16 protein-coding genes are annotated in these 19,474 nt (G+C 66.3%); 8 read left to right on the forward strand and 8 right to left on the reverse strand.

Translation table 11 applies throughout. The features are described from left to right. Positions 1 to 7: 7 nt before the first annotated feature. The 3 genes from ACSYS9_RS10240 (at position 8) to ACSYS9_RS10250 (ending at position 4,936) form a co-directional block, all read left to right on the forward strand. Positions 8 to 1,003 carry a carbohydrate kinase family protein gene (locus ACSYS9_RS10240; protein WP_071228227.1) on the forward strand — a complete coding sequence of 332 codons (996 nt, stop codon included), beginning with the start codon at positions 8 to 10 and terminating at the stop codon, positions 1,001 to 1,003. After that, on the forward strand, positions 1,000 to 2,226 hold the full coding sequence (locus ACSYS9_RS10245; protein ID WP_049398497.1) for an AGE family epimerase/isomerase: 1,227 nt from the start codon (positions 1,000 to 1,002) through the stop codon (positions 2,224 to 2,226). The genes ACSYS9_RS10240 and ACSYS9_RS10245 overlap by 4 nt, the downstream gene beginning before the upstream one ends. Before the next feature lie 91 nt (positions 2,227 to 2,317). After that, positions 2,318 to 4,936: a beta-mannosidase gene (locus ACSYS9_RS10250; RefSeq protein ID WP_071228228.1), complete on the forward strand. Its 2,619-nt coding sequence runs from the start codon at positions 2,318 to 2,320 to the stop codon at positions 4,934 to 4,936. Positions 4,937 to 5,064: 128 nt separating this feature from the next. On the opposite strand, the gene mtnC is transcribed toward ACSYS9_RS10250, so the two are convergent. The 3 genes from mtnC to ACSYS9_RS10265 all read right to left on the reverse strand — a co-directional run bounded on the left by mtnC (position 5,065) and on the right by ACSYS9_RS10265 (position 7,055). Beyond that, entirely contained in the window at positions 5,065 to 5,760 is a 696-nt protein-coding gene (gene mtnC / locus ACSYS9_RS10255; RefSeq protein WP_071228229.1) for an acireductone synthase, read from the reverse strand. A gap of 3 nt (positions 5,761 to 5,763) precedes the next feature. Continuing rightward, entirely contained in the window at positions 5,764 to 6,321 is a 558-nt protein-coding gene (locus ACSYS9_RS10260) for a 1,2-dihydroxy-3-keto-5-methylthiopentene dioxygenase (protein ID WP_071228230.1), read from the reverse strand. A 92-nt stretch (positions 6,322 to 6,413) separates the two neighbouring features. Next, on the reverse strand, positions 6,414 to 7,055 hold the full coding sequence (locus ACSYS9_RS10265; protein WP_071228231.1) for a methylthioribulose 1-phosphate dehydratase: 642 nt from the start codon (positions 7,053 to 7,055) through the stop codon (positions 6,414 to 6,416). A 514-nt stretch (positions 7,056 to 7,569) separates the two neighbouring features. Here ACSYS9_RS10265 and ACSYS9_RS10270 point away from each other — a divergent pair. After that, positions 7,570 to 8,535, forward strand: a complete 966-nt coding sequence (locus tag ACSYS9_RS10270; protein WP_440568522.1) for an IS110-like element ISStma4 family transposase — start codon at positions 7,570 to 7,572, stop codon at positions 8,533 to 8,535. Between the two features lie 280 nt (positions 8,536 to 8,815). On the opposite strand, the gene ACSYS9_RS10275 is transcribed toward ACSYS9_RS10270, so the two are convergent. Both ACSYS9_RS10275 and ACSYS9_RS10280 read right to left on the reverse strand, forming a co-directional pair. Beyond that, positions 8,816 to 10,243 carry an amino acid permease gene (locus ACSYS9_RS10275; RefSeq protein WP_010482555.1) on the reverse strand — a complete coding sequence of 476 codons (1,428 nt, stop codon included), beginning with the start codon at positions 10,241 to 10,243 and terminating at the stop codon, positions 8,816 to 8,818. Positions 10,244 to 10,325: 82 nt separating this feature from the next. Further along, complete coding sequence (locus ACSYS9_RS10280; RefSeq protein WP_071229290.1) at positions 10,326 to 11,801, reverse strand: amino acid permease; 1,476 nt, start codon at positions 11,799 to 11,801, stop codon at positions 10,326 to 10,328. Between the two features lie 133 nt (positions 11,802 to 11,934). Here ACSYS9_RS10280 and ACSYS9_RS10285 point away from each other — a divergent pair, with 133 nt between their 5' ends. After that, the gene (locus tag ACSYS9_RS10285) at positions 11,935 to 12,549 is read left to right on the forward strand and encodes an NUDIX hydrolase (protein ID WP_081352355.1); all 615 of its coding nucleotides are present in this window, start codon (positions 11,935 to 11,937) and stop codon (positions 12,547 to 12,549) included. A gap of 79 nt (positions 12,550 to 12,628) precedes the next feature. Here the strand turns inward: ACSYS9_RS10285 and serA are convergent, their stop codons facing one another. Further along, positions 12,629 to 13,870, reverse strand: a complete 1,242-nt coding sequence (gene serA, locus ACSYS9_RS10290; RefSeq protein WP_071229292.1) for a phosphoglycerate dehydrogenase — start codon at positions 13,868 to 13,870, stop codon at positions 12,629 to 12,631. Positions 13,871 to 14,039: 169 nt separating this feature from the next. Here serA and ACSYS9_RS10295 point away from each other — a divergent pair, with 169 nt between their 5' ends. The 3 genes from ACSYS9_RS10295 to ACSYS9_RS10305 all read left to right on the forward strand — a co-directional run bounded on the left by ACSYS9_RS10295 (position 14,040) and on the right by ACSYS9_RS10305 (position 17,627). Further along, positions 14,040 to 15,428 carry an FAD-binding oxidoreductase gene (locus ACSYS9_RS10295; RefSeq protein ID WP_071229293.1) on the forward strand — a complete coding sequence of 463 codons (1,389 nt, stop codon included), beginning with the start codon at positions 14,040 to 14,042 and terminating at the stop codon, positions 15,426 to 15,428. 62 nt (positions 15,429 to 15,490) lie between these two features. Then, the gene (locus tag ACSYS9_RS10300; RefSeq protein WP_014037036.1) at positions 15,491 to 15,790 is read left to right on the forward strand and encodes a DUF2388 domain-containing protein; all 300 of its coding nucleotides are present in this window, start codon (positions 15,491 to 15,493) and stop codon (positions 15,788 to 15,790) included. Between the two features lie 40 nt (positions 15,791 to 15,830). Continuing rightward, positions 15,831 to 17,627, forward strand: a complete 1,797-nt coding sequence (locus ACSYS9_RS10305) for a DUF7844 domain-containing protein (protein WP_071229294.1) — start codon at positions 15,831 to 15,833, stop codon at positions 17,625 to 17,627. Here ACSYS9_RS10305 and ACSYS9_RS10310 read toward each other — a convergent pair. Further along, entirely contained in the window at positions 17,605 to 18,681 is a 1,077-nt protein-coding gene (locus tag ACSYS9_RS10310; protein WP_071229295.1) for an ATP-binding protein, read from the reverse strand. The genes ACSYS9_RS10305 and ACSYS9_RS10310 overlap by 23 nt on opposite strands. Next, positions 18,681 to 19,397 (reverse strand): response regulator, encoded by a 717-nt coding sequence (locus tag ACSYS9_RS10315; protein ID WP_020424480.1) that lies wholly within the window; start codon positions 19,395 to 19,397, stop codon positions 18,681 to 18,683. The genes ACSYS9_RS10310 and ACSYS9_RS10315 overlap by 1 nt, the downstream gene beginning before the upstream one ends. Positions 19,398 to 19,474 lie beyond the last annotated feature (77 nt).

A 19,474-nucleotide genomic window follows, 5' to 3' on the forward strand; every position in this document is an offset into this window, starting at 1 on the left:
GTCCGGAATGGGTGCCATCGTTTGCTTCGGCGAAATTTTGATCGATCTACTAGCGCAGCCGCCGGCCTCGGCCGATACCCCGCGCGCGTTCCTGCAGTACGCCGGCGGTGCGCCGGCCAACGTCGCGGTGGCGGCTGCGCGGCTGGGGGCGAAGACCCAGTTCGTCGGCATGCTTGGCCGCGACATGTTCGGTGACTTCCTGGCCGACAGTCTGGTCCAGCACGGCGTGGGCACGGATTACATCGTGCGCACCGACGCCGCCAAGACTGCGCTGGCCTTCGTCGCGCTGGATGCCAGTGGCGAGCGCAGCTTCAGTTTCTACCGCCCGCCGGCGGCTGACCTGCTGTTCCGTGACAGTGACTTCCAGGCGGAGTGCCTCGACAGCGCGCAGTGCTTCCACGTCTGTTCCAACAGCCTGACCGAGCCGGCCATCGCCGAGGCGACCTTCGCCGGCATGGATCGTGCGCGCGCGGCCGGTGCGGTGGTCAGCCTCGATCTGAATCTGCGCCCGGCACTGTGGCCCGTCGACGTCGATCCGACGCCGCGCCTGTGGCAGGCGCTGGAGCGCGCCGACCTGGTCAAGCTGTCGCGCGAGGAACTGGATTACCTGGCCGCACCGCTGGGCGCCGATGGCGAGGCGGTGGTGCTGCGGCGCCTGCTGGCCGCGCAGGCGCGCTGGGTGATCGTCACCGATGGCGCGGCCACGCTGCAGTGGTACACCCGCGACAACCACGGCACGGTGACCAGTTTCCGCGTGGCCACGGTCGACACCACGGCCGCCGGCGATGCCTTCGTCGGTGGCGTGCTGGTGGGCCTGCTGGAGCGGGGTGGGGCGGGTGCTGGTTTCGCCGCGTTCTGCCAGGACCCGGAGGCGATCACCGCCACGCTGCGCTTCGGCGCCGCCGTGGGTGCGCTGGCTGTTACCCGCAAGGGCGCGTTCGCCGCGATGCCCTCGCTCGATGAAGTGCAGCAGCTGCTGCAGGCCCAGGACATTACCGCATGAGCACCTCGCCCGATTTCCGTTCGCCCGCGTTCCTGCGCGCGCATATCGCCGACACGATGGCGTTCTACCACCCGCGCTGCATCGATCCGGACGGCGGTTTCTTCCACTACTTCCGTGATGACGGCAGCATCTACGATGCCAGCCACCGCCACCTGGTGAGCAGCACCCGCTTCGTCTTCAACTATGCGATGGCCTACCGCGAGTTCGGCAATGCCGAATACCGGGAGGCTGTCGAGCATGGCGTGCGCTATCTGCGCGAGGTGCACCGCAACCCGGCCACCGGCGGTTATGCCTGGACCCTGCGCGACGGCAAGGTCGAGGACGATATGAACCACTGCTACGGCGTGGCCTTCGTGCTGCTGGCCTACAGTTGCGCGCTGAAGGCGGGCATCGAGCAGGCGCGCGACTGGATGGACGAGACCTGGCAGCTGCTGGAAGCGCGCTTCTGGGAGCCGCAGCACGGCCTGTACAAGGACGAGGCTGACGGCCAGTGGAACTTCACCGGCTACCGCGGCCAGAACGCCAACATGCACATGTGCGAGGCGATGCTGGCCGCGTTCGAGGCCAGTGGCGAGCAGCGCTATGTCGAGCGCGCGCTGCAGCTGGCCGACAACATGACCCGCCGCCAGGCCGCCAAGGCCGGTGGCCTGGTCTGGGAACATTACGATGTGAACTGGGAAATCGACTGGGACTACAACCTGGACGATCCCAAGCACCTGTTCCGCCCGTGGGGCTTCCAGCCGGGGCATCAGACCGAGTGGGCCAAACTGCTGCTGATCCTCGATCGCCACGTGCAGGCCGACTGGCTGGTGCCGACCGCGCAGCATCTGTTCGACGTCGCCGTCGCACGCAGTTGGGACGACACCCGGGGTGGCTTGTACTACGGCTTCGCACCTGAATCGCGGCGGCAGCCGGGCATGGATGGCGCACCGATCGGTGGCGACAGCTTCGTCTGCGACGACGACAAGTATTTCTGGGTGCAGGCCGAAACGCTGGCGACCGCCGCGCTGATGGCCAAGCGTACCGGCGATGACCGCTACTGGCAGTGGTACGAACGCATCTGGGCGTATTCGTGGGAGCACTTCGTCGACCACCAGTACGGTGCATGGTTCCGCATCCTCGATGCCGACAACCGCAAGTACAGCGACGAGAAAAGCCCTGCCGGCAAGGTGGATTACCACACCATGGGCGCGTGCTACGAAGTGTTGAACGTCGTGCGTTGAAGATCGTTCGAATGCAGTAGTGCCAGGCCATGCCTGGCAATCCGAAATCGGTAGCGCTGGGTCACGCCCGGCGGAAAAACAGGAGCGCCACGTGCATCGCCTTTCCCTCGTTGTCCGTCTGCTCCTGCTGCTGACTGCAGCCATCTCCTTCCCGGTGGCCGCAGCCCCGCTGCAGGCGCAGTGGGAATTCCGCATGCTGCCCGGCGACGCGCAGGGCGCCGCGCGTCCAGGCCTGCAGCAATGGCGTGCGGCGAAGGTGCCGGGCAGCGTGCACACCGACCTGCTGGCGCATGGGCTGATCCGCGATCCGTACGTCGGTGCACCCGAGGCCGAGCTGCAATGGATCGGCCTGGCTGCCTGGGAGTACCGCGCCCGCTTTGACGTGGATGCGGCGACGCTGGCCAAGCCGAATGCCGAACTGCGTTTCGACGGGCTGGATACCTACGCCGAGGTCAGCCTCAACGGCAAGCCGCTGCTGCGCGCGGACAACGCGCACCGCACGTGGCATGCACGTGTGGACGGGCGCCTGCGCGCGAACGGCAATGAACTGCAGATCGTGTTCCGCTCACCGATCCGCACGCTGCTGCCGGGCGTGCAGGCGATGCCGCACAAGATTGCCGGCAACTATCCTTCACCCTATGGGGATGAGCCCAAAGACGCGATGGTCGGCAACTTCGCGCGCAAACCGGCCTATCACTTCGGCTGGGACTGGGGCCCGCGCTATGTCACCGCCGGCGTGTGGCGCGGGGTCGACCTGCAGGCCTGGGACGCGCACCGTCTGACCGATCTTGCCGTGCGCACCGATGCATTGAGTGCAGAGCAGGCGAAGCTGGCGGTATTGCTGCAGGTGGAGCAGGGCAGCGCTGCCGGTTCTGCGATGGTCACTGTAGATGTGCAGGATCCGGAAGGCCGCAACGTGGCCCAGGTGCAACGCACGGTGTTGCTGAAGCCAGGCCAGAATACGGTTGAGCTGCCGGTTGAGCTGGCCACGCCGCGGCGCTGGTGGCCGGTGGGCCATGGCGCGCAGGATCGCTACACCGTGCAGGCTCGCCTGAATGGTGGCGGCGATGCAACGCTGGCGCGCGAGCAGCGCATCGGCCTGCGCACGGTCGAACTGCGCCGCGAGGAAGACGGCAAGGGAGGGCAGGGCTTCGCCTTCATCATCAATGGTGTGGAGATCTTTGCCAAGGGCGCCAACGTCATTCCGTTCGACGCCTTCCCCGCACGCGTCGATGCCGCACGCCTGCGCCAGGTGCTGACCGCCGCGCGCGACGCCAACATGAACATGCTGCGCAACTGGGGCGGCGGCTATTACGAGGACGATGCGTTCTTCGACATCGCCGATGAGCTGGGCCTGCTGGTCTGGCAGGACTTCATGTTCGGCGGCGGCATGCAGCCGGGCTACGATCCGGCCTTCCGGGCAAGCGTGTTGGCCGAAGCACGCGACAACGTGCGCCGGCTGCGCCATCACCCCAGCATCGTGCTGTGGTGTGGCAACAACGAGGAAGAAACCGCCTGGAAGGACTGGGGTCACGGCCGCGACCTGAAGGCAGCTGACCCGGCATTTGCGGCGAAGGTCTGGCAGGGCTACGTCGACCTGTTCGGCAACGACCTGCGCCAGGTGGTGGGCGAGGAAGGGCTGGGCGTACCGTACTGGTCCAGCTCGCCCAGCAATGATCTGGATGAGAAGGCCAACGATTCAGCGCGTGGCGACAAGCACTACTGGCAGGTCTGGGGCAATCCAGCGCTTCCGGTGCTGGCCTACCTGCGTGAGACCCCGCGCTTCATGTCCGAGTACGGGCTGCAGGCGTGGCCGTCGGTGGCGACGGTGGACCAGATCGCCACCCGCGCCGAGCAGCGCATCGACAGCCCGGTGATCCGCGCGCACCAGAAGTTCATGGCCGGCGAGGGCAACAGCCGCCTGCTGCACTACATCGAACTGGGCTATGGCACGCCGAAGGACTTCGAGGACTTCGTCTACCTCAGCCAGGTGATGCAGGCCGATGGCATCGCGCTGGCCGCGTTGCACCATCGCGCTTCGCGGCCGTACACCATGGGCTCGCTGTACTGGCAGCTCAACGACGTCTGGCCGGGTGCTTCATGGTCCAGCGTGGACTACTTCGGTCGCTGGAAGGCGCTGCACTTCGCCGCGCGGCGTTTCTTCGCGCCGGTGGCGGTGGCGGCGTTGCGCGACGAGGGCAGTACGCGGGTGCGCCTGATCAACGACGGTGCCGCGCTGGATGCACGCTGGCGGTTGCGGGTGATGGATGTAGACGGCAAGGTGCTGCGTCGTCGCGAAGACGCGGTGACCCTGGCTGCCGCCGGTGTCACCTCGATCGGTGATTTCCGCGACGCCGAAATGTTGGCCGGTGCCGATCCGAAGCGCACGGTGGCAGTGTTCGAGCTGCTGCAGGACAGGTCGGTGATCGCGCGGCAGGTGGTCGGATTCGTCGAAGCCAAGGATCAGATCCTGCCGCGGCAGAAGCTCAAGGCGAGCCTGTCCATTGAAGGCGACCACTACCGTCTGCGATTGGAAAGCGCGGCCTACGTGCGTTCGGCGTGGATCGACTTCGGTGCATTGGACGTGCAGGTGGAAGACAATCTGCTGGATCTGCTGCCGGGTGAAACCCGCGACATCGCAGTGCGTGGCCCGGTGGATCTGACGACGCTGCGCGAAGCGCTGAAGGTAAAAACCCTCAACGATCGTTGAGGGCGGCGCATCCTGTTTTGGTAGGTGCCAACCTTGGTTGGCACACCCCGAACATGCCAACCAAGGTTGGCATCTACCAGAAGCGGAGACGGGTAGGTGCGGACCGTTGGTCCGCACACATCTCTTCTTTACAGCTGGATCTGCTGAAAATTCTCGACGCGCTCATGGCCGTTGGCGGCCTGGCCGGTGCGCGGCAGCGGGTAGTCGTCCAGGCGATCAATCAGGCGGGTCTGCAGGCCGGCTTCGCGGGCAGCATCCAGTTCTTCCACCACATCCGACAGGAACAGGATCTCGCCGGCCGGCACGCCAATGGCCTGCACGATGCGTCGGTAGCTGTCGGCCTCGCGCTTGCCGCCGACTTCGGTGTCGAACCAGCCCGACACCAGCGGGCTGAGGTCACCGGCGTCGCTGAAGCCGAAGAACAGCTTCTGCGCCGGCACCGAGCCGGAGGAGTACACGTACAGTGGCAGGCCGGAGGCGTGCCAGCCCTTCAGCACCGGCGCCACTTCCGGGTAGAAGTGCGCGGTGTAGTCGCCGCGGCGGTAGCCTTCGTCCCAGATCAGGCCCTGCAGCGCCTTCAGTGCGGTGTGCTTGCGGTCCTGGTCGATCCAGCCCTGCAGCGTCTCGGCCACCAGGCTGTCCTGGCAGGCGCCGCCGATCTCGGTGGCCACCGCATCCAGCCAGCGGCGGACTTCCGGCTGCTGGCCGTACTCGGCGACGAACGCGGGCAGCGCCTTGCGGGCATAGGGGAACAGCACGTTCTTGACGAACGAGATGCTGCTGGTGGTGCCTTCGATATCGGTCAGGATGACGCGGGGCTGCATGGATCAGGATGCCTGGGTAGGTACGTAACGGGGGAATTTCTGCGCGATGTCGGTGCCGGTGAAGTGACCGACCCAGCCATCCGGCTCGGTGAAGAAGCGGATCGCCACGAAGCTGGGCTCATCGCCCATGTCGAACCAGTGGGTGGTGCCGTCGGGCACGGCGATCAGGTCGTCCTTCACGCACTCGATCTCATAGACCTTGTCACCCACGTGCAGGGTGAACAGGCCGGAGCCTGCGACGAAGAAGCGCACCTCGTCTTCCTTGTGGAAGTGTTCGTCGAGGAACTTCCTGCGCAGCTCGGCGCGGTTCGGGTTGTCCGGGGCGATCGAGGCCACGTCCACACTCTTGAAGCCGTGCTCGGCGACCAGGCGGTCGATGTCGGCGCGGTAAGCGGCGAACACTTCATCCTGGCTGGCGCCCGGTGCGACCGGTGCGGTGGCCTGCCAGCGCTCGAAGGTGACGCCGATCTTCTGCAGCTCGGCAGCGATGATCGCGCCGTCCTGGGTGTCCAGCAGCGGCGATTCGGGGCGGGTGTCGTCGTAGATGCGCAGTCGGCTCATGGCGGCAGCTTGAACGTCTCGGGGGGAAGACAGGGTAGCAGGGTGGGGGCAGGGCGCAGATTCCGGATCGGCATCTGCATCTGCGCGCCGGTTCAGCCGCGCAGTTTGCGCAGTTCCAGTTCGCAGTGGAACAGGAATTCGAAGGCTTCCAGGTGGCGGCGTGCCTCGGCCATGTCGCGGCCCCAGGCATACAGGCCGTGGCCGTCGATCAGGTAGCCCCACAGGTTCTGCCGGTCGAGCAGGTCATCGACCTGCTTCGAAAGCACGTTCATGTCCTGGGTGTTGGCGAACACCGGCACGTCGATGGCCATCTCGTGGGTGCTGTTGCCGGCGAAGGCCTTCAGCAGCTCGTAGCCTTCCAGGCGGATGTGGCCCTGCGGCGCGTACAGGCGCGAGGCGACGGTCTGCACCGGCGAGTGGGTGTGCAGCACGCAGCCGATTTCCGGGAAACGGCGGTACAGATGGGTGTGCAGCAGGGTCTCGGCGGACGGGCGCAGCGGGCGGCCGACGGCCAGGCCGTCGAAGTCCACCACCATGATGTCGTCCTCGATCAGGCGGCCCTTGTCCTTGCCGGAGACGGTGATCGCGGCGTGGCGGTCGTCCAGGCGGTGGGAGAAGTTGCTGCTGGTGGCCGGGGTCCAGCCGGCGTGGGCCAGTTCGCGGACGTTGTCGATCAGCAGCTGGGCCAGTTCGCTCAGGCGCGCGGTGTCGTACGGGAAGGTGGGGGCGTTCATGTCGGCGATTTTACTGGATTCGGCCAACGGCTGAGCCGCTCGTGGCTGGCGTCAGAAGCAGATTTCGCGGGTTGGCCGGTTGGGTGGGCTGCGCAGGGGACGCCGTAGACCCTTCCTTGGGGGCTTGGCCGCGGCATCCATGCCGCGGACACCCCTGCACAACCCACCCGCCCGACCACGGACAGGTTCCGTGCGGCCAGCCACGGAGTGAAGAAGGAAAAGCGAAAAGCGGGTCGCGGCGCTGCGCTTGCTCTGAGCCGAGCATGGCTCGGCTCTTGTGTCTTGGATCGTGCCCTGATCAGGCACAATCCCCCGGTGACCCGGGAGGCTCCGATGACGCTGCCTCGGCTCTTAAGCCTTCGAGCTTGCAAAGTAGATTCAGCGCGTCGGCGGCCTGACACCGCCATGGAACTTGAACGGTATCTTAGGCCCGCCATCGGGTGAGAGCCTGTACTCACAAGGGCAAGTCTGGCGGCTTCCGATCACGATCGTAAGTTCAAGCTGGAGCGAAATCATGCAATTTATCGGCATCGACGCAGCCAAGGCGACTTTTGACATCGCCCTGCCTCTATCTCACGGCAAGTATCGAACCAAGGCCAAACTCCCCAATACGCCAAAGGGTTTTGATGAGCTTCTGGCTTGGCGCGCCAAGCATGCGCCGAACGCGGCGGTAGGTATGGAGGCTACAGGCATCTATCACGAGGCCTTGGCTCAAGCACTGGTGGAGGCGGGGGTCGTGGTTCATGTGGCCAATCCCGCCCGAGTAAAGGCGTTTGGGCAGGCGGAGGGGATGCGGACCAAGACTGACCGCAGCGACGCCAAGCTGATTGCCCGGTTTTTTGAGGCACAACGCTCGGAAAAGCTGCATCCCTACGTTCCGCCGACGCCCTCGGAGGTGAAGCTGCGCGCCTTGGTACGGCGTCGAGATGATCTCCAGGAAATGCTGCAGATGGAGCACAACCGCCTGGACGTTGCCGATATCTCGGTCCAGCAAGGGATCAAGGATGTGATCCGGACGTTGGAAGAGCAGATCAAGCAGGTCCAGAAGGCGATTGAGGACCATATCGATAACGATCCGGACCTGCGCCGGCGTCATCAACTGCTTACCAGCATCCCCGGTGTAGGCAACACCAGCAGTGCCCAGCTGTTGGCCATTCTGGGGGATCTAAGCAAATACAGCGACGTGCGCCAGGTGGTTGCCCACGCGGGCCTGAATCCGGCCCAGCGTCAATCAGGAAACTACGAAGGCAAATGCCGGATATCACGCGTCGGCGACGCCAATTTCCGCAAAAAGCTGTACATGCCGGCGCTGACCGGGAAGACCCACAACCCCACACTGAAGTCCTTTGCAGACCGGCTCAGCGCGAAAGGCAAGCCCTTCAAGGTCGTCATGTGTGCAGTGATGCGCAAGCTCATCCATCTGATTTGGGGCGTACTGAGAAGTGACCGACCCTTTGAGCCTGACGTCGCCCTTGCCTAGGCGAGGGCGACACGGTATCTACAAGGAATTCATCTCCCAGACGCAATTCATCCACGCATGGCGTGGATCCACCGGATGCGCCGGGAGACTGTCATGGGCGGGGAGGCATGGGTTCGCGGGGGTATCCGCGCCATGGATGGCGCGGCTAAGCCTCCATGGACGGATTCACGGCGTCCCCCGCGAACCCATGCCTCCCCGCCAAACCCCTCAGCCCAGCTGTTGCCGTTGCTCCGGCTTCAAAGGCGGGTGCAGGGCCGCAGGCCCTGCAATGCAAAAAACCTCACTTACCCCGCAGGCGGCTGTGCCTGAAGCCGTAGCAGAAATAGATCACGAAGCCGACGAACGTCCACACCCCCATCAGCATCCAGTTGTGCATCGTCATCGCCGACAGCAGGGCAAGGCAGCTCAACACGCCCAGGCTGCAGATCAGCCATGCCATCGGCATGCGGAACGGACGCGGCAGGTCCGGCTGGGTGCGGCGCAGGATCAGCACGCCGGCGCACACGGCAGCGAACGCGATCAGCGTGCCCATCGAGGTCAGCTCGCCGAGGATGTCCAGCGGGAACAGCGCCGCCAGCAGGGCGATGCCGATGCCGGTGATCACGGTGTTGATGTGCGGGGTGCGGTACTTCGGGTGGATCTTGGTGAACACCGGCGGCAGCAGGCCGTCGCGCCCCATGATCATGAAGATGCGCGGCTGGCCGATGATCATCACCAGCACCACCGAGGACAGGCCGACCAGCGCGCCGACCTCGACCACCCAGCGCAACCAGCCCAGCTGCGGATGCGCCGCCACGGCGGTCACCACCGGCTCATCGGTGCCCAGCAGCTGGAACGGCACCAGGCCGGTCATCACTGCGGCCATGGCGATGTACAGCACGGTGCAAATCACCAGCGACAGCATCATGCCGAACGGCATGTCACGCTGCGGATTCTTCGATTCCTGCGCCGCCACCGACACTGCTTCGAAGCCGATATAGGCGAAGAACACCATCGCCGCGCCACGCAGCACGCCTTCCATGCCGTACTTGCCAGGCCCTTCGTTGGCGGGAATGAACGGCGTCCAGTTGCTGGTGTCCACGTACTTCCAGCCGACCACGATGACCAGCAGGATCAGGCCGGTCTTCAGCACGACCATTGCCATGTTCATCGCCGAGGACTTGCTGATGCCGACGTAGCACAGCCAGGTCAGCAGCAGTACCAGCGCGGCGGCCGGCAGGTTGGCGATCGCGCCGGTGGGGCGCAGCTGTGCATCGAGCGGGGCACTGACCAGCGCCGCCGGTAGATGGATGTCGAACTGGCTGAGCAGGCTGAGGAAATAGCCGGTCCAGCTGACCGCGACCGCCGAGGCGGAGACGCCGTATTCGAGCACCAGCATCCAGCCGATGAACCAGGCCGAGAGCTCGCCGAAGGTGGCGTAGGTGTAGGTGTAGGCGCTGCCGGAGACCGGCACCATCGAGGCGAACTCGGCATAGGCCAGTGCGCAGAAGGCGCAGCAGATGGCGGCCAGTACGAAGGACAGCATGATGGCCGGGCCAGCGTGGTTGGCGGCGGCCTGGCCGGTGATGACGAAGATGCCGCCGCCGATCACCGCGCCGATACCGAGGGCGGTCAGGCCCCAGGGGCCGAGGTGGCGGCGCAGGCTCAGGCCGTTGGCGTCTTCATGGGCGGCATGCGGGTGCTTGGTGGCCCACAGTTGCTTGAACATGTGTGGTGGTCTTGTCGAATCGCGCCACGGGCGGCGCGCGGGGAAAACGGACGGGCCGGCGCGAGGCCGGCCCGTAGGCGGATCAGGGCGACTTGGCCAGCTTGCTGTTGCGGATGCCGTAGCCCAGGTAGATCAGCAGGCCGAGCAGGGTCCAGCCGACGAACAGGTGCCAGTGCACCACGAACGCCTGCCAGAACAGGAACAGGCAGGTGGCTGCACCGAGCGGGCAGATGATCCACACCGCCGGCACGCGGAACGGGCGATGGATCTCCGGCTTGGTATAGCGCAGCACCAGCACGCCGACGCATACGGTGGCGAAGGCCAGCAGGGTGCCCATCGAGACGAGTTCGCCGAGCACGTTCAGTGGCACCAGGCCGGCCAGCGCGGCAGCGATCACGCCGACCACGATGGTGGCGACGTACGGGGTGCGGAAGCGGGCGTGGACCTTGCCGAAGAACTTCGGCAGCAGGCCGTCGCGGGAGATGGTGTAGGCGATGCGGGTCTGGCCCATCATCATCACCAGCACCACCGAGGACAGGCCGGCGATGGCGCCGATTTCCACGAACGTCTTCAGCCAGGACAGGGTCGGGTAGGGCTCCAGCGCGGTCGCCACCGGCTTGTCGGTGCCGAGCAGGTGGTACGGCATCATGCCGGTCAGCACCGCACAGACGATGATGTAGACGATGGTGCACACCGCCAGCGAGCCGAGCAGGCCGATCGGCATGTTGCGCTGTGGGTCCTTGGTTTCGCCGGCGGCGGTGGAGACCGCGTCGAAGCCGATGTAGGCGAAGAACACGATGGTGGCCGCGCGGAACACGCCGCTCCAGCCGAACTCACCCGGCACGCCGGTATTTTCCGGAATGAACGGCTGCCAGTTGGCGGGGTCGATGTGGGCCGCGCCGATGCCGATGAACAGGCAGATGACGGTGACCTTGATCGCCACGATGATCGCGTTGACAAAGGCCGACTGGGTCACGCCCACGTACAGCAGGCCGGACACCGCCGCCACGATCAGCACCGCCGGCAGGTTGAACAGCTTGCCGGAGGAGACGAACTCGCTGCCGGTCCAGGCGATGGGCGCGGCGCTGAGCAGGTCCGGGAACGGCATGTGCAGGGTGGTGGTGATGAAGCTGATCAGGTACGCCGACCAGCCCACCGCGACCGAGGCCGAGGCGAACAGGTACTCCAGCACCAGGCACCAGCCGATGAACCAGGCCATGCCCTCGCCCAGGGTGGCGTAGGAGTACGAATAGGCACTGCCGGAGACCGGCATCATCGCCGCGAATTCGGCGTAGCACAGGCCCGCCAGGGCACAGGCGAAACCGGCCAGCACGAACGAAAGCATCACCGCCGGGCCGGCATGGTTGGCCGCGGCCTGGCCGGTCAGCACGAAGATACCAGCGCCGATCACCGCACCCACGCCAAGCAGGATGAGGTGTTTAGCCGTGAGGGTCCGTTTCAACGTGGCTTCGCCGTCCAGGCTGCCTTCGATGGGTTCGCCGGCATCGACGTGCCCGGCCGGTTCAACCGGCTTGACCCTCAACAGAGCTTTCAGCATGCAGTACTTCCTAGTGATCGGATTGGGTGGGCCGCCGATACGTTGCCGGCAACCCTGGAATGGTGAAGGCCGCGCGAACGGCCCGCTGTACCTTAGCCAAAGCTGAAGCCAACGCACAAGCGCAATCGCAACAATGAACGGCGATAATGAGCAGTATTTTTCCAAACGCCGCCCATTCATGAGCCAGACCGCCGAAACCCTTGCCGTGCTTGACGATCGCCTGCGTGGCCTGCTGCGGGACTATGCCCGCCGCGAGCCCGCCCACGACGCATTGGCTGCCGAATTCGGCACATTGTTGGACGATCCGGAAGATCCGTTCCGGCGCGAGCGGCTGGCCGGCCACTTCACTGCCAGCTGCTGGCTGGTCAGTGCCGATGGCCTGCGCCTGCTGCTGACCCACCACCGCAAGCTGCAGCGCTGGCTGCAGCTGGGTGGCCACGCCGACGGCGACCGCGACCTGGCCCAGGTGGCACTGAAGGAAGCCGAAGAAGAATCGGGACTGAGCGGCCTGGTGTTGGAAGACCCGGCTATCTTCGATATCGACAAGCACTGGATTCCGGAGCGCAAGGAGGTGCCGGGCCACTGGCACTACGACGTACGTTTCGTGATCCGCGCGCTGGGTGGCGAAGCCTTCGTGCTCAGCGAGGAGTCACTTGACCTGGCATGGCGGCCGGTGACCGAAGTCGCGTCCGATCCGGAATCGGACGAGTCCATGCAGCGCATGGCGCGCCGGTGGCTGGCACGTTGAGGTAAAAAGGGGACGGAGGGGATTAAGTCGTTTATAGCGCATGTGCCGCAAACGACTTAATCCCCTCCGTCCCCTTTTTTCAATACAGGATGCGCGTCCGCAGCGTGCCCGGAATCGCGGCCAGCTCGTCGCGCACGGCGGCGGCCTGTGCCTCGCTGGCGGTGATGTCGATCACCACGTAGCCCACCTTCGGGTCGGTGCGCAGGAACTGGCCGTCGATGTTGACGTTGTGGCGCGAGAAGATCTCGTTGACCTTGGACAGCACGCCCGGCACGTTCTGGTGGATGTGCAGCAGGCGCAGGCTGTCAGCGTGCTCGGGCAGGGTCACTTCCGGGAAATTGACCGCCGACAGGGTGCTGCCGTTGTCGCTGTAGCGCACCAGCTTGGCCGCCACCTCCACGCCGATGTTGTCCTGCGCCTCCAGCGTGCTGCCGCCCACGTGCGGGGTCAGGATCACATTGTCGTGGCGGGTCAGCGGCGATTCGAAGATATCGCCATTGCCCTTCGGCTCGACCGGGAACACGTCCAGCGCGGCGCCGCCGACGTGGCCGCTGGCCAGCGCCGCGTCCAGCGCATCGATGTCGACCACGGTGCCGCGCGCGGCGTTGATCAGGTGCGCGCCCTTGCGCATCTTCGCCAGCTCGGTGCTGCCGATCATCCACTGCGTGGCCGGGGTCTCCGGCACGTGCAGGGTGACGATGTCGGCGCGGGCCAGCAGGTCGTCCAGGCTGGCCGCAGCACGCGCATTGCCCAGCGCCAGCTTGGTTTCCACGTCGTGGAAGATCACCTGCATGCCCAGCGATTCGGCCAGCACGCCGACCTGGGTGCCGATGTGGCCGTAACCGATGATGCCCAGCGTCTTGCCGCGTACTTCATGGCTGCCGCTGGCCGACTTCGACCAGCCGCCGCGATGGCATTCGGCGTTCTTCTGCGGAATGCCGCGGGTCAGCATGATCGCCTCGGCGATCACCAGTTCGGCCACGCTGCGGGTGTTGGAGTACGGCGCGTTGAACACCGGGATGCCGGCCAGCTCGGCCGCGTCCAGGTCGACCTGGTTGGTGCCGATGCAGAAGCAGCCCACCGCGATCAGGCGCTTGGCATCGGCCAGCACCTCGGCGCTGAGCTGGGTGCGCGAACGGATGCCGACGATGTGCGCCTCGGCGATGCGCGCCTTCAGTTCGTCCTCGGGCAGCGCCTTGGTGTGCGCTTCGATCTGGCTGTAGCCGGCGGCGCTGAACACCTCCACGGCGGTCTGGCTGACTCCCTCCAGCAACAGCACGCGGATATCCTGCTTCGGGAACGAGGTCTTCTTCGGCGACATGGGGCAACACGGCCAGTGGGACAGGGGCTGACCACTATGCCAGATCGTGCCGCCCATGGTGCAGTGCGCAATTGGTTGCATCCGTAGCTATCTGTACGGCTGCAGGGCTGGACGCTGGCGCGTGCCGCTGGCACGCTTGCCCGTTCTTCACGCACCGCGCTGGACCGTCATGACCGATTCCCGCATTGCCTCGCTGCAGCAGGCCTGTCCCGGCCTGAAGCTGAAGACCGATCCGTCCGACCTGGAGCATTACGGGCGCGACTGGACCCGGCGCTGGACGCCGGCGCCGCTGGCGATCGCACTGCCGGCCACGGTCGAGGAAGTGCAGGCGGTGATGCGCTGGAGCGCAGGCGAGGGCGTGGCCGTGGTGCCGTCCGGTGGCCGCACCGGCCTCTCGGGTGGCGCGGTGGCCGCCAACGGCGAGCTGGTGCTCAGCCTGGAACGGATGAACAAGGCGCTGGCCTACGACGCCGTCGATCGCACCCTGGTGGTGCAGGCCGGCATGCCGCTGGAGGCCGTGCACAACGCCGCGCTGGACCACGGCCTGATCTACCCGGTGGATTTCGCCGCGCGCGGGTCCTGCTCGATCGGCGGCAACATCGCCACCAATGCCGGCGGCATCCGCGTGATCCGCTACGGCAACACCCGCGAGTGGATCGCCGGCCTGAAGGTGGTCACGGCCGATGGCCAGCTGCTGGAACTCAACAAGGGGCTGATCAAGAACTCCAGCGGCTATGACTTCCGCCAGCTGCTGATCGGCTCGGAGGGCACGCTGGGCGTGATCGTCGAAGCCACGGTGAAACTGACCGACCCGCCGCCGGCCAGCAACGTGATGCTGCTGGCCGTACCCAGCTTCGAGGTGCTGATGCAGGTATTCGCCGCGTTCCGCGCGCGCCTGCAGCTGCAGGCCTTCGAATTCTTCACTGACCGGGCGCTGGAGCACGTGCTGGCGCATGGCGCGCAGGCACCGTTCGACGAGGTGCATCCGTACTACGTAGTCACCGAGTTCGCCGCCGGCGACGAGGCCCAGGAAGCGGCGGCGATGGCCGCGTTCGAGGACTGCATGGGCAATGGCTGGGTCAGTGACGGCGTGATCAGTGCCAGCGATGCCCAGGCCGCGCAGCTGTGGCGCCTGCGCGAAGGCATCACCGAATCGCTGGCGCGCTACACGCCCTACAAGAATGACGTCTCGGTGCGGATCTCGGCGATGCCGGCGTTCCTGGCCGAGACCCAGGCGCTGATCGGGCAGGCCTACCCGCACTTCGACGTGGTCTGGTTCGGCCATATCGGCGACGGCAACCTGCACATCAATGTGCTCAAGCCGGACGACACCAGCGACGCCGATTTCGTGGCGCAGTGCGAGCAGGTGACCAAGCTGCTCGCGCAGGTGCTGGCGCGCTTCGATGGCAGCATCTCGGCCGAGCACGGCATCGGCCTGGTCAAGAAGGGCTACCTGGACAGCACCCGCGGCCCGGCCGAGATCGCCCTGATGAAGGCGGTCAAACGCGCGTTCGATCCCCAAGCGCGGCTGAATCCCGGCAAGCTGTTCGACGTTTGAGCCGGGCAAATCCTTCACGCACCCGTTACGCTCCACGCTTCCTAACAACCGGCTTCGAACCGATGACCCGTCCGCTTCTGCTGCTCGCCCTGCTGTCCCTGCCGCTGGCCGGCTTCGCTTCCAGCTTCGCCGGCACGTCGGCCGGTTCGGCCACGGGTGCTTCCTCCGGTTCCTCGGGCAGCAGCTCGGGTGACGACAAGGTGGTACTGGCTGCACGCGACGATGCCGCTGCGTTCGTCGCAAGCGATGGCCAGATCCGTGGTGCCCGCCTGCAAGCCGCGCTGGTCCACCTGCGTGAGCAGAGCACTGCCGCGCAGCAGCAGAGCGACCTGGAACTGGCCCGCGCGCTGCTGGCGCGTTGATCCCGCCTTCGGGTAGTGCCGGCCGCTGGCCGGCAACGCCATGACATCTGCACGGAACGCAGCCACGCACGGCGTGGCTCTACTGCTGATCGCTCATGTCGCGCACGCGGCTGATCGCCTGCAGCTCGATCCTGCGGGGTTGAGCCCTGCACAGCAGCAGGTGGCGACGCAGACCCTGGCCGACGTGCAGTCATTGTTGCCAGATGGCCTGCTGCGCGCCCTGCCGGCGCAGGTGCAGGTGCGCTGGAGTGATGGCCTTCCCGCCGAGGTGCATGGCCGCGCCTTCGCCGGCCGCATCACGTTGCGCCGCGATCTTCTGGATGACGGCATGCCCGGCGCCCGCCGTGCGCGCCGCAGCGCGCTGGTGCACGAACTCACCCACGTCGCCGACCGTGGCGGTGCGGACTGGTCGCGCACTGCGCGTTGGCGGGACCTGGCTGGGTGGCAGCGTAAGCCGTGGCGCCTCGGCCGCGGCGACAACGACTTCCATGACCGTAGCCCGGACGCCTATGAACTGAAGGATCCGGCCGAGTACCTGGCAGTGAACGCCGAGCATTTCGTGCTCGACAGCGAGTTTGCCTGCCGGCGCCCGGCACTGGCGCAGTGGTACCAGGCCCATTTCGGAACCCCGCCGTCGCTGCCACAGCCGCAGTGCGCTACGACGCTGCCCTTGCTCCAGGCCGAATCGGAAGAAGGCGCTGCATCGCTGCTGCACCTCGATCCGGCGCGCGTCTACGCGGTGGACTACCTGTTCGCCGAAGGCAGTGCGCAGCCGATGAGTCGCTGGGGCCACAGCATGCTGCGGCTGGTGATCTGCAAGCCGGGGCGCGCACCTGGGCAGGATTGTCGCCTGGACCTGGATTACCACCGTGTGCTTTCGTTCCGTGCCTTCGTTGGTGACGTGCAGATTTCCAACTGGCGTGGCCTTACCGGTGGCTACCCGTCGCGACTGTTCGTGCTGCCGCTGCAGCAGGTGGTGGATGAGTACACCAAGGTGGAACTGCGCGGGTTGCAGTCGCTGCCGTTGCAGTTGTCGCCCGGCGAGATCGCCAGCCTGCTCGAGCGCACTGCGCAGGTGCACTGGAGCTATGACGGGCGCTATTACTTCGTCAGCAACAACTGCGCGGTGGAAACCGCCAAGCTGCTGCAGGCGGGTGTGCCTCGGCTGGGGGAGGCCGGGCTGGCCCAGCTGAGTCCGCGTGGTTTGAAGCGTCGGCTGTCGCAGCTGCATGTGCTGGACGAGCAGGTACTCACGGACCGCAATGCAGCACAGGCGCAGGGTTACTACTTCGCCTCGGCACGCGATCACTACCAGCAGTTGTTCGGCGTGGCGGCAGCCCAGCTGGCATTGCCCGCACGCGACGTACGCGGCTGGTTGAAGCTGCCCGCACAGCAGCGTGCGCTGTGGTTGCTGCAAGGCGACCTGCGCGCAAGCGCCGGCCTGCTGCTGCTGGAACAGGCTGCGCAACGCCGCGCCGAGCTGCGCGCGCGCGATGTGCTGAAACGGCGCCTGCTGGCCGCACCGGACAGTGCCGAGACCCGGGGCCTGCGCCAGTTGCTGGAGCAGGGTGGGCAATGGCTGCGCCCGGGTACGCTGCTGGTGGGCGGCGGCTACGGGTTGCCGCTGGCCGATGAGCAGGCGGTGCTGGCCGAAGCGGTTGCCACCGCCAGCGCACAGGCGGTGCCGGCCTGGCAGGCGCTGCGCGTACAGCTGCGTCAGCAGCTGCCGGAGAAGCAGCGCAACGAAATGGATGCGATCGACGCCAACCTCGCTGCGCTCGGTGCCCGCCTGCGGGAACAGGCAGCCACGCCGGCTATTGGCGCGGCAGCTCGATAACGAAACGGCTGCCACCAGCGTTGCCCGCCGTGCAGTAGACGCGGCCGCCGTGCGCGTCGGCGATGGCCTTGACCACCGCCAGACCGAGCCCGCTACCTCCACCCTGGCGCGAACGCGAACCGTCGGCACGCATGAACGGAGAGAAGATGTCGGCGTGCAGCTCAGGGTCGATGCCCGGGCCCTCATCCTCGATCGCTACCTGCACATGGCCCGGTGTGTCATGCACGGCAATCCGCACCTTGCCCGGGCTGGCATAGCGGCGCGCGTTCTCCAGCAGCGCCAGCAGCGCCTGGCGCAGGCGGGTCGGGTCGCAGTGCGCGTTGTGTTCTTCGCGGCTGGTTTCCAGCTCCAGCACGAAGCCGGCGGCGCGGAACTGGGGATCGACCAGGGTCATCACCGAATGCACTTCGGCCACCACGTCGGTACGTGCGCGGCGCACGTCCAGCCGCGCATTGTCGGACAGGCTCAGCACGCGCAGATCCTCGATCAGTCGTGACAGGCCCTCGACCTGGGCGAGCAGGCTGCGGAACTGTGATTCGTCCGGCTGGAAGACGCCCTCGGCCAGGCCCTGCAGGCGGCCGCGCAGGATCGTCACCGGAGTCCGCAGTTCATGGGCGATGGCTGCATGCCACATCGCACGCTCGCTCTCCACGTGCTGCAGCCGCCGCGCCATGGCATTGAAGTCCTCGACCAAGGTGGCCACTTCGCCCGGCGAGTTTTCGTCGACGCTGGCACGGGCACCGAGGTCGCCGCCCGCGAGCGCGCGCACGCTGTCCACCAGCGAATTCAACGGCGACAGGATGCGATGGGCAAGACGGAACGAGGCGGCGATGGCCAGCGCCAGGCCGGTCAGGATCACGCCGACCATCCATGCCAGTTCAGGGCCGGTCGGCAGCCAGCTTTCCGGTTCCTCGGTAGTGCCGGGGAAGAATTCGACCAGCACCGCATACAGCAGCCAGGACGACAGGATCATCATCACGATGACGCCGATCACCATCAACGACATCGAGACGATGATGTGGCGGCTGAGCCCGGAGCGGCGCAGGCGGGCCATCAGCGGTCGGCCATCAACCGGTAGCCGACGCCACGCACGCTGGCCGGCACATTGACCATGCCCACTTCATCCAGCTTGCGGCGCAGCTTGCTGACATGACTGTCGACCGTGCGCTCCAGCGCCTCGCTTTCCGGCAGGCATTCGTGCATCAGTTCGCTGCGGCTGAAGATGCGGGTCGGCGCCAGCGCCATGCAGTGCAGCAGCTTGAACTCGGTGAGCGTGAGCAGCACTTCGTGGCTGTAGCCTTCGCCTTCCACGTGTACGGCGTGGGTGGCCGAGTCGATCAGCAGCGGGCCCGCCCGCAGCGCGGTCGGGGCATCCACGCGCGAGGCGCGCAACGTACGCCGCAGCACGGCGCGCACGCGCGCCGCCACTTCGGCCGGATTGAATGGTTTGACCACGTAGTCATCAGCGCCCATGCGCAGTGCGGTCAGCTTGTCCAGGTCCTGGTCCAGTGCGGTCAGCATGATCACCGGCGTCTCGCCGCGCTGGCGCAGCTGGGTCAGCACGCTCCAGCCATCCAGCCGCGGCAGCTGCACGTCGAGCAGGACCAGGTCGGGGCGGGCGCTGCGATGCAGGTCCAGTGCGCTGTGGCCGTCGGCGGCGCGCAGCGTACGCAGTCCTTCGCGTTCCAGATAGGCGGTAAGAATGTCGGCGATCTCGGCCTCATCCTCGACGATCAGGACGAGGGCGGCGAGGGCAGGGGCGGCATGCATGCAGGGGCGGGGCCTTAAGGTGCTTGCCTCCATCGTATCCCCACAGTTCCTCCATCGAAACCCCATCATCGCCACGC

Source organism: Stenotrophomonas sp. STK17_22 (genome assembly GCF_051983905.1).
GTDB classification, from domain to species: domain Bacteria; phylum Pseudomonadota; class Gammaproteobacteria; order Xanthomonadales; family Xanthomonadaceae; genus Stenotrophomonas; species Stenotrophomonas maltophilia_A.

Excerpts from the sequence above, each read along its gene's own strand:
- ACSYS9_RS10240 (WP_071228227.1), top strand. The coding sequence starts at position 8 with ATGGGTGCCATCGTTTGCTTCGGCGAAATTTTGATCGATCTACTAGCG.
- ACSYS9_RS10245 (WP_049398497.1), top strand. The coding sequence starts at position 1,000 with ATGAGCACCTCGCCCGATTTCCGTTCGCCCGCGTTCCTGCGCGCGCAT.
- mtnC (WP_071228229.1), bottom strand. The coding sequence starts at position 5,760 with ATGCAGCCCCGCGTCATCCTGACCGATATCGAAGGCACCACCAGCAGC.
- ACSYS9_RS10260 (WP_071228230.1), bottom strand. The coding sequence starts at position 6,321 with ATGAGCCGACTGCGCATCTACGACGACACCCGCCCCGAATCGCCGCTG.
- ACSYS9_RS10265 (WP_071228231.1), bottom strand. The coding sequence starts at position 7,055 with ATGAACGCCCCCACCTTCCCGTACGACACCGCGCGCCTGAGCGAACTG.
- ACSYS9_RS10270 (WP_440568522.1), top strand. The coding sequence starts at position 7,570 with ATGCAATTTATCGGCATCGACGCAGCCAAGGCGACTTTTGACATCGCC.
- ACSYS9_RS10275 (WP_010482555.1), bottom strand. The coding sequence starts at position 10,243 with ATGTTCAAGCAACTGTGGGCCACCAAGCACCCGCATGCCGCCCATGAA.
- ACSYS9_RS10280 (WP_071229290.1), bottom strand. The coding sequence starts at position 11,801 with ATGCTGAAAGCTCTGTTGAGGGTCAAGCCGGTTGAACCGGCCGGGCAC.
- ACSYS9_RS10285 (WP_081352355.1), top strand. The coding sequence starts at position 11,935 with ATGAACGGCGATAATGAGCAGTATTTTTCCAAACGCCGCCCATTCATG.
- serA (WP_071229292.1), bottom strand. The coding sequence starts at position 13,870 with ATGTCGCCGAAGAAGACCTCGTTCCCGAAGCAGGATATCCGCGTGCTG.
- ACSYS9_RS10295 (WP_071229293.1), top strand. The coding sequence starts at position 14,040 with ATGACCGATTCCCGCATTGCCTCGCTGCAGCAGGCCTGTCCCGGCCTG.
- ACSYS9_RS10300 (WP_014037036.1), top strand. The coding sequence starts at position 15,491 with ATGACCCGTCCGCTTCTGCTGCTCGCCCTGCTGTCCCTGCCGCTGGCC.
- ACSYS9_RS10305 (WP_071229294.1), top strand. The coding sequence starts at position 15,831 with ATGACATCTGCACGGAACGCAGCCACGCACGGCGTGGCTCTACTGCTG.
- ACSYS9_RS10310 (WP_071229295.1), bottom strand. The coding sequence starts at position 18,681 with ATGGCCCGCCTGCGCCGCTCCGGGCTCAGCCGCCACATCATCGTCTCG.
- ACSYS9_RS10315 (WP_020424480.1), bottom strand. The coding sequence starts at position 19,397 with ATGCATGCCGCCCCTGCCCTCGCCGCCCTCGTCCTGATCGTCGAGGAT.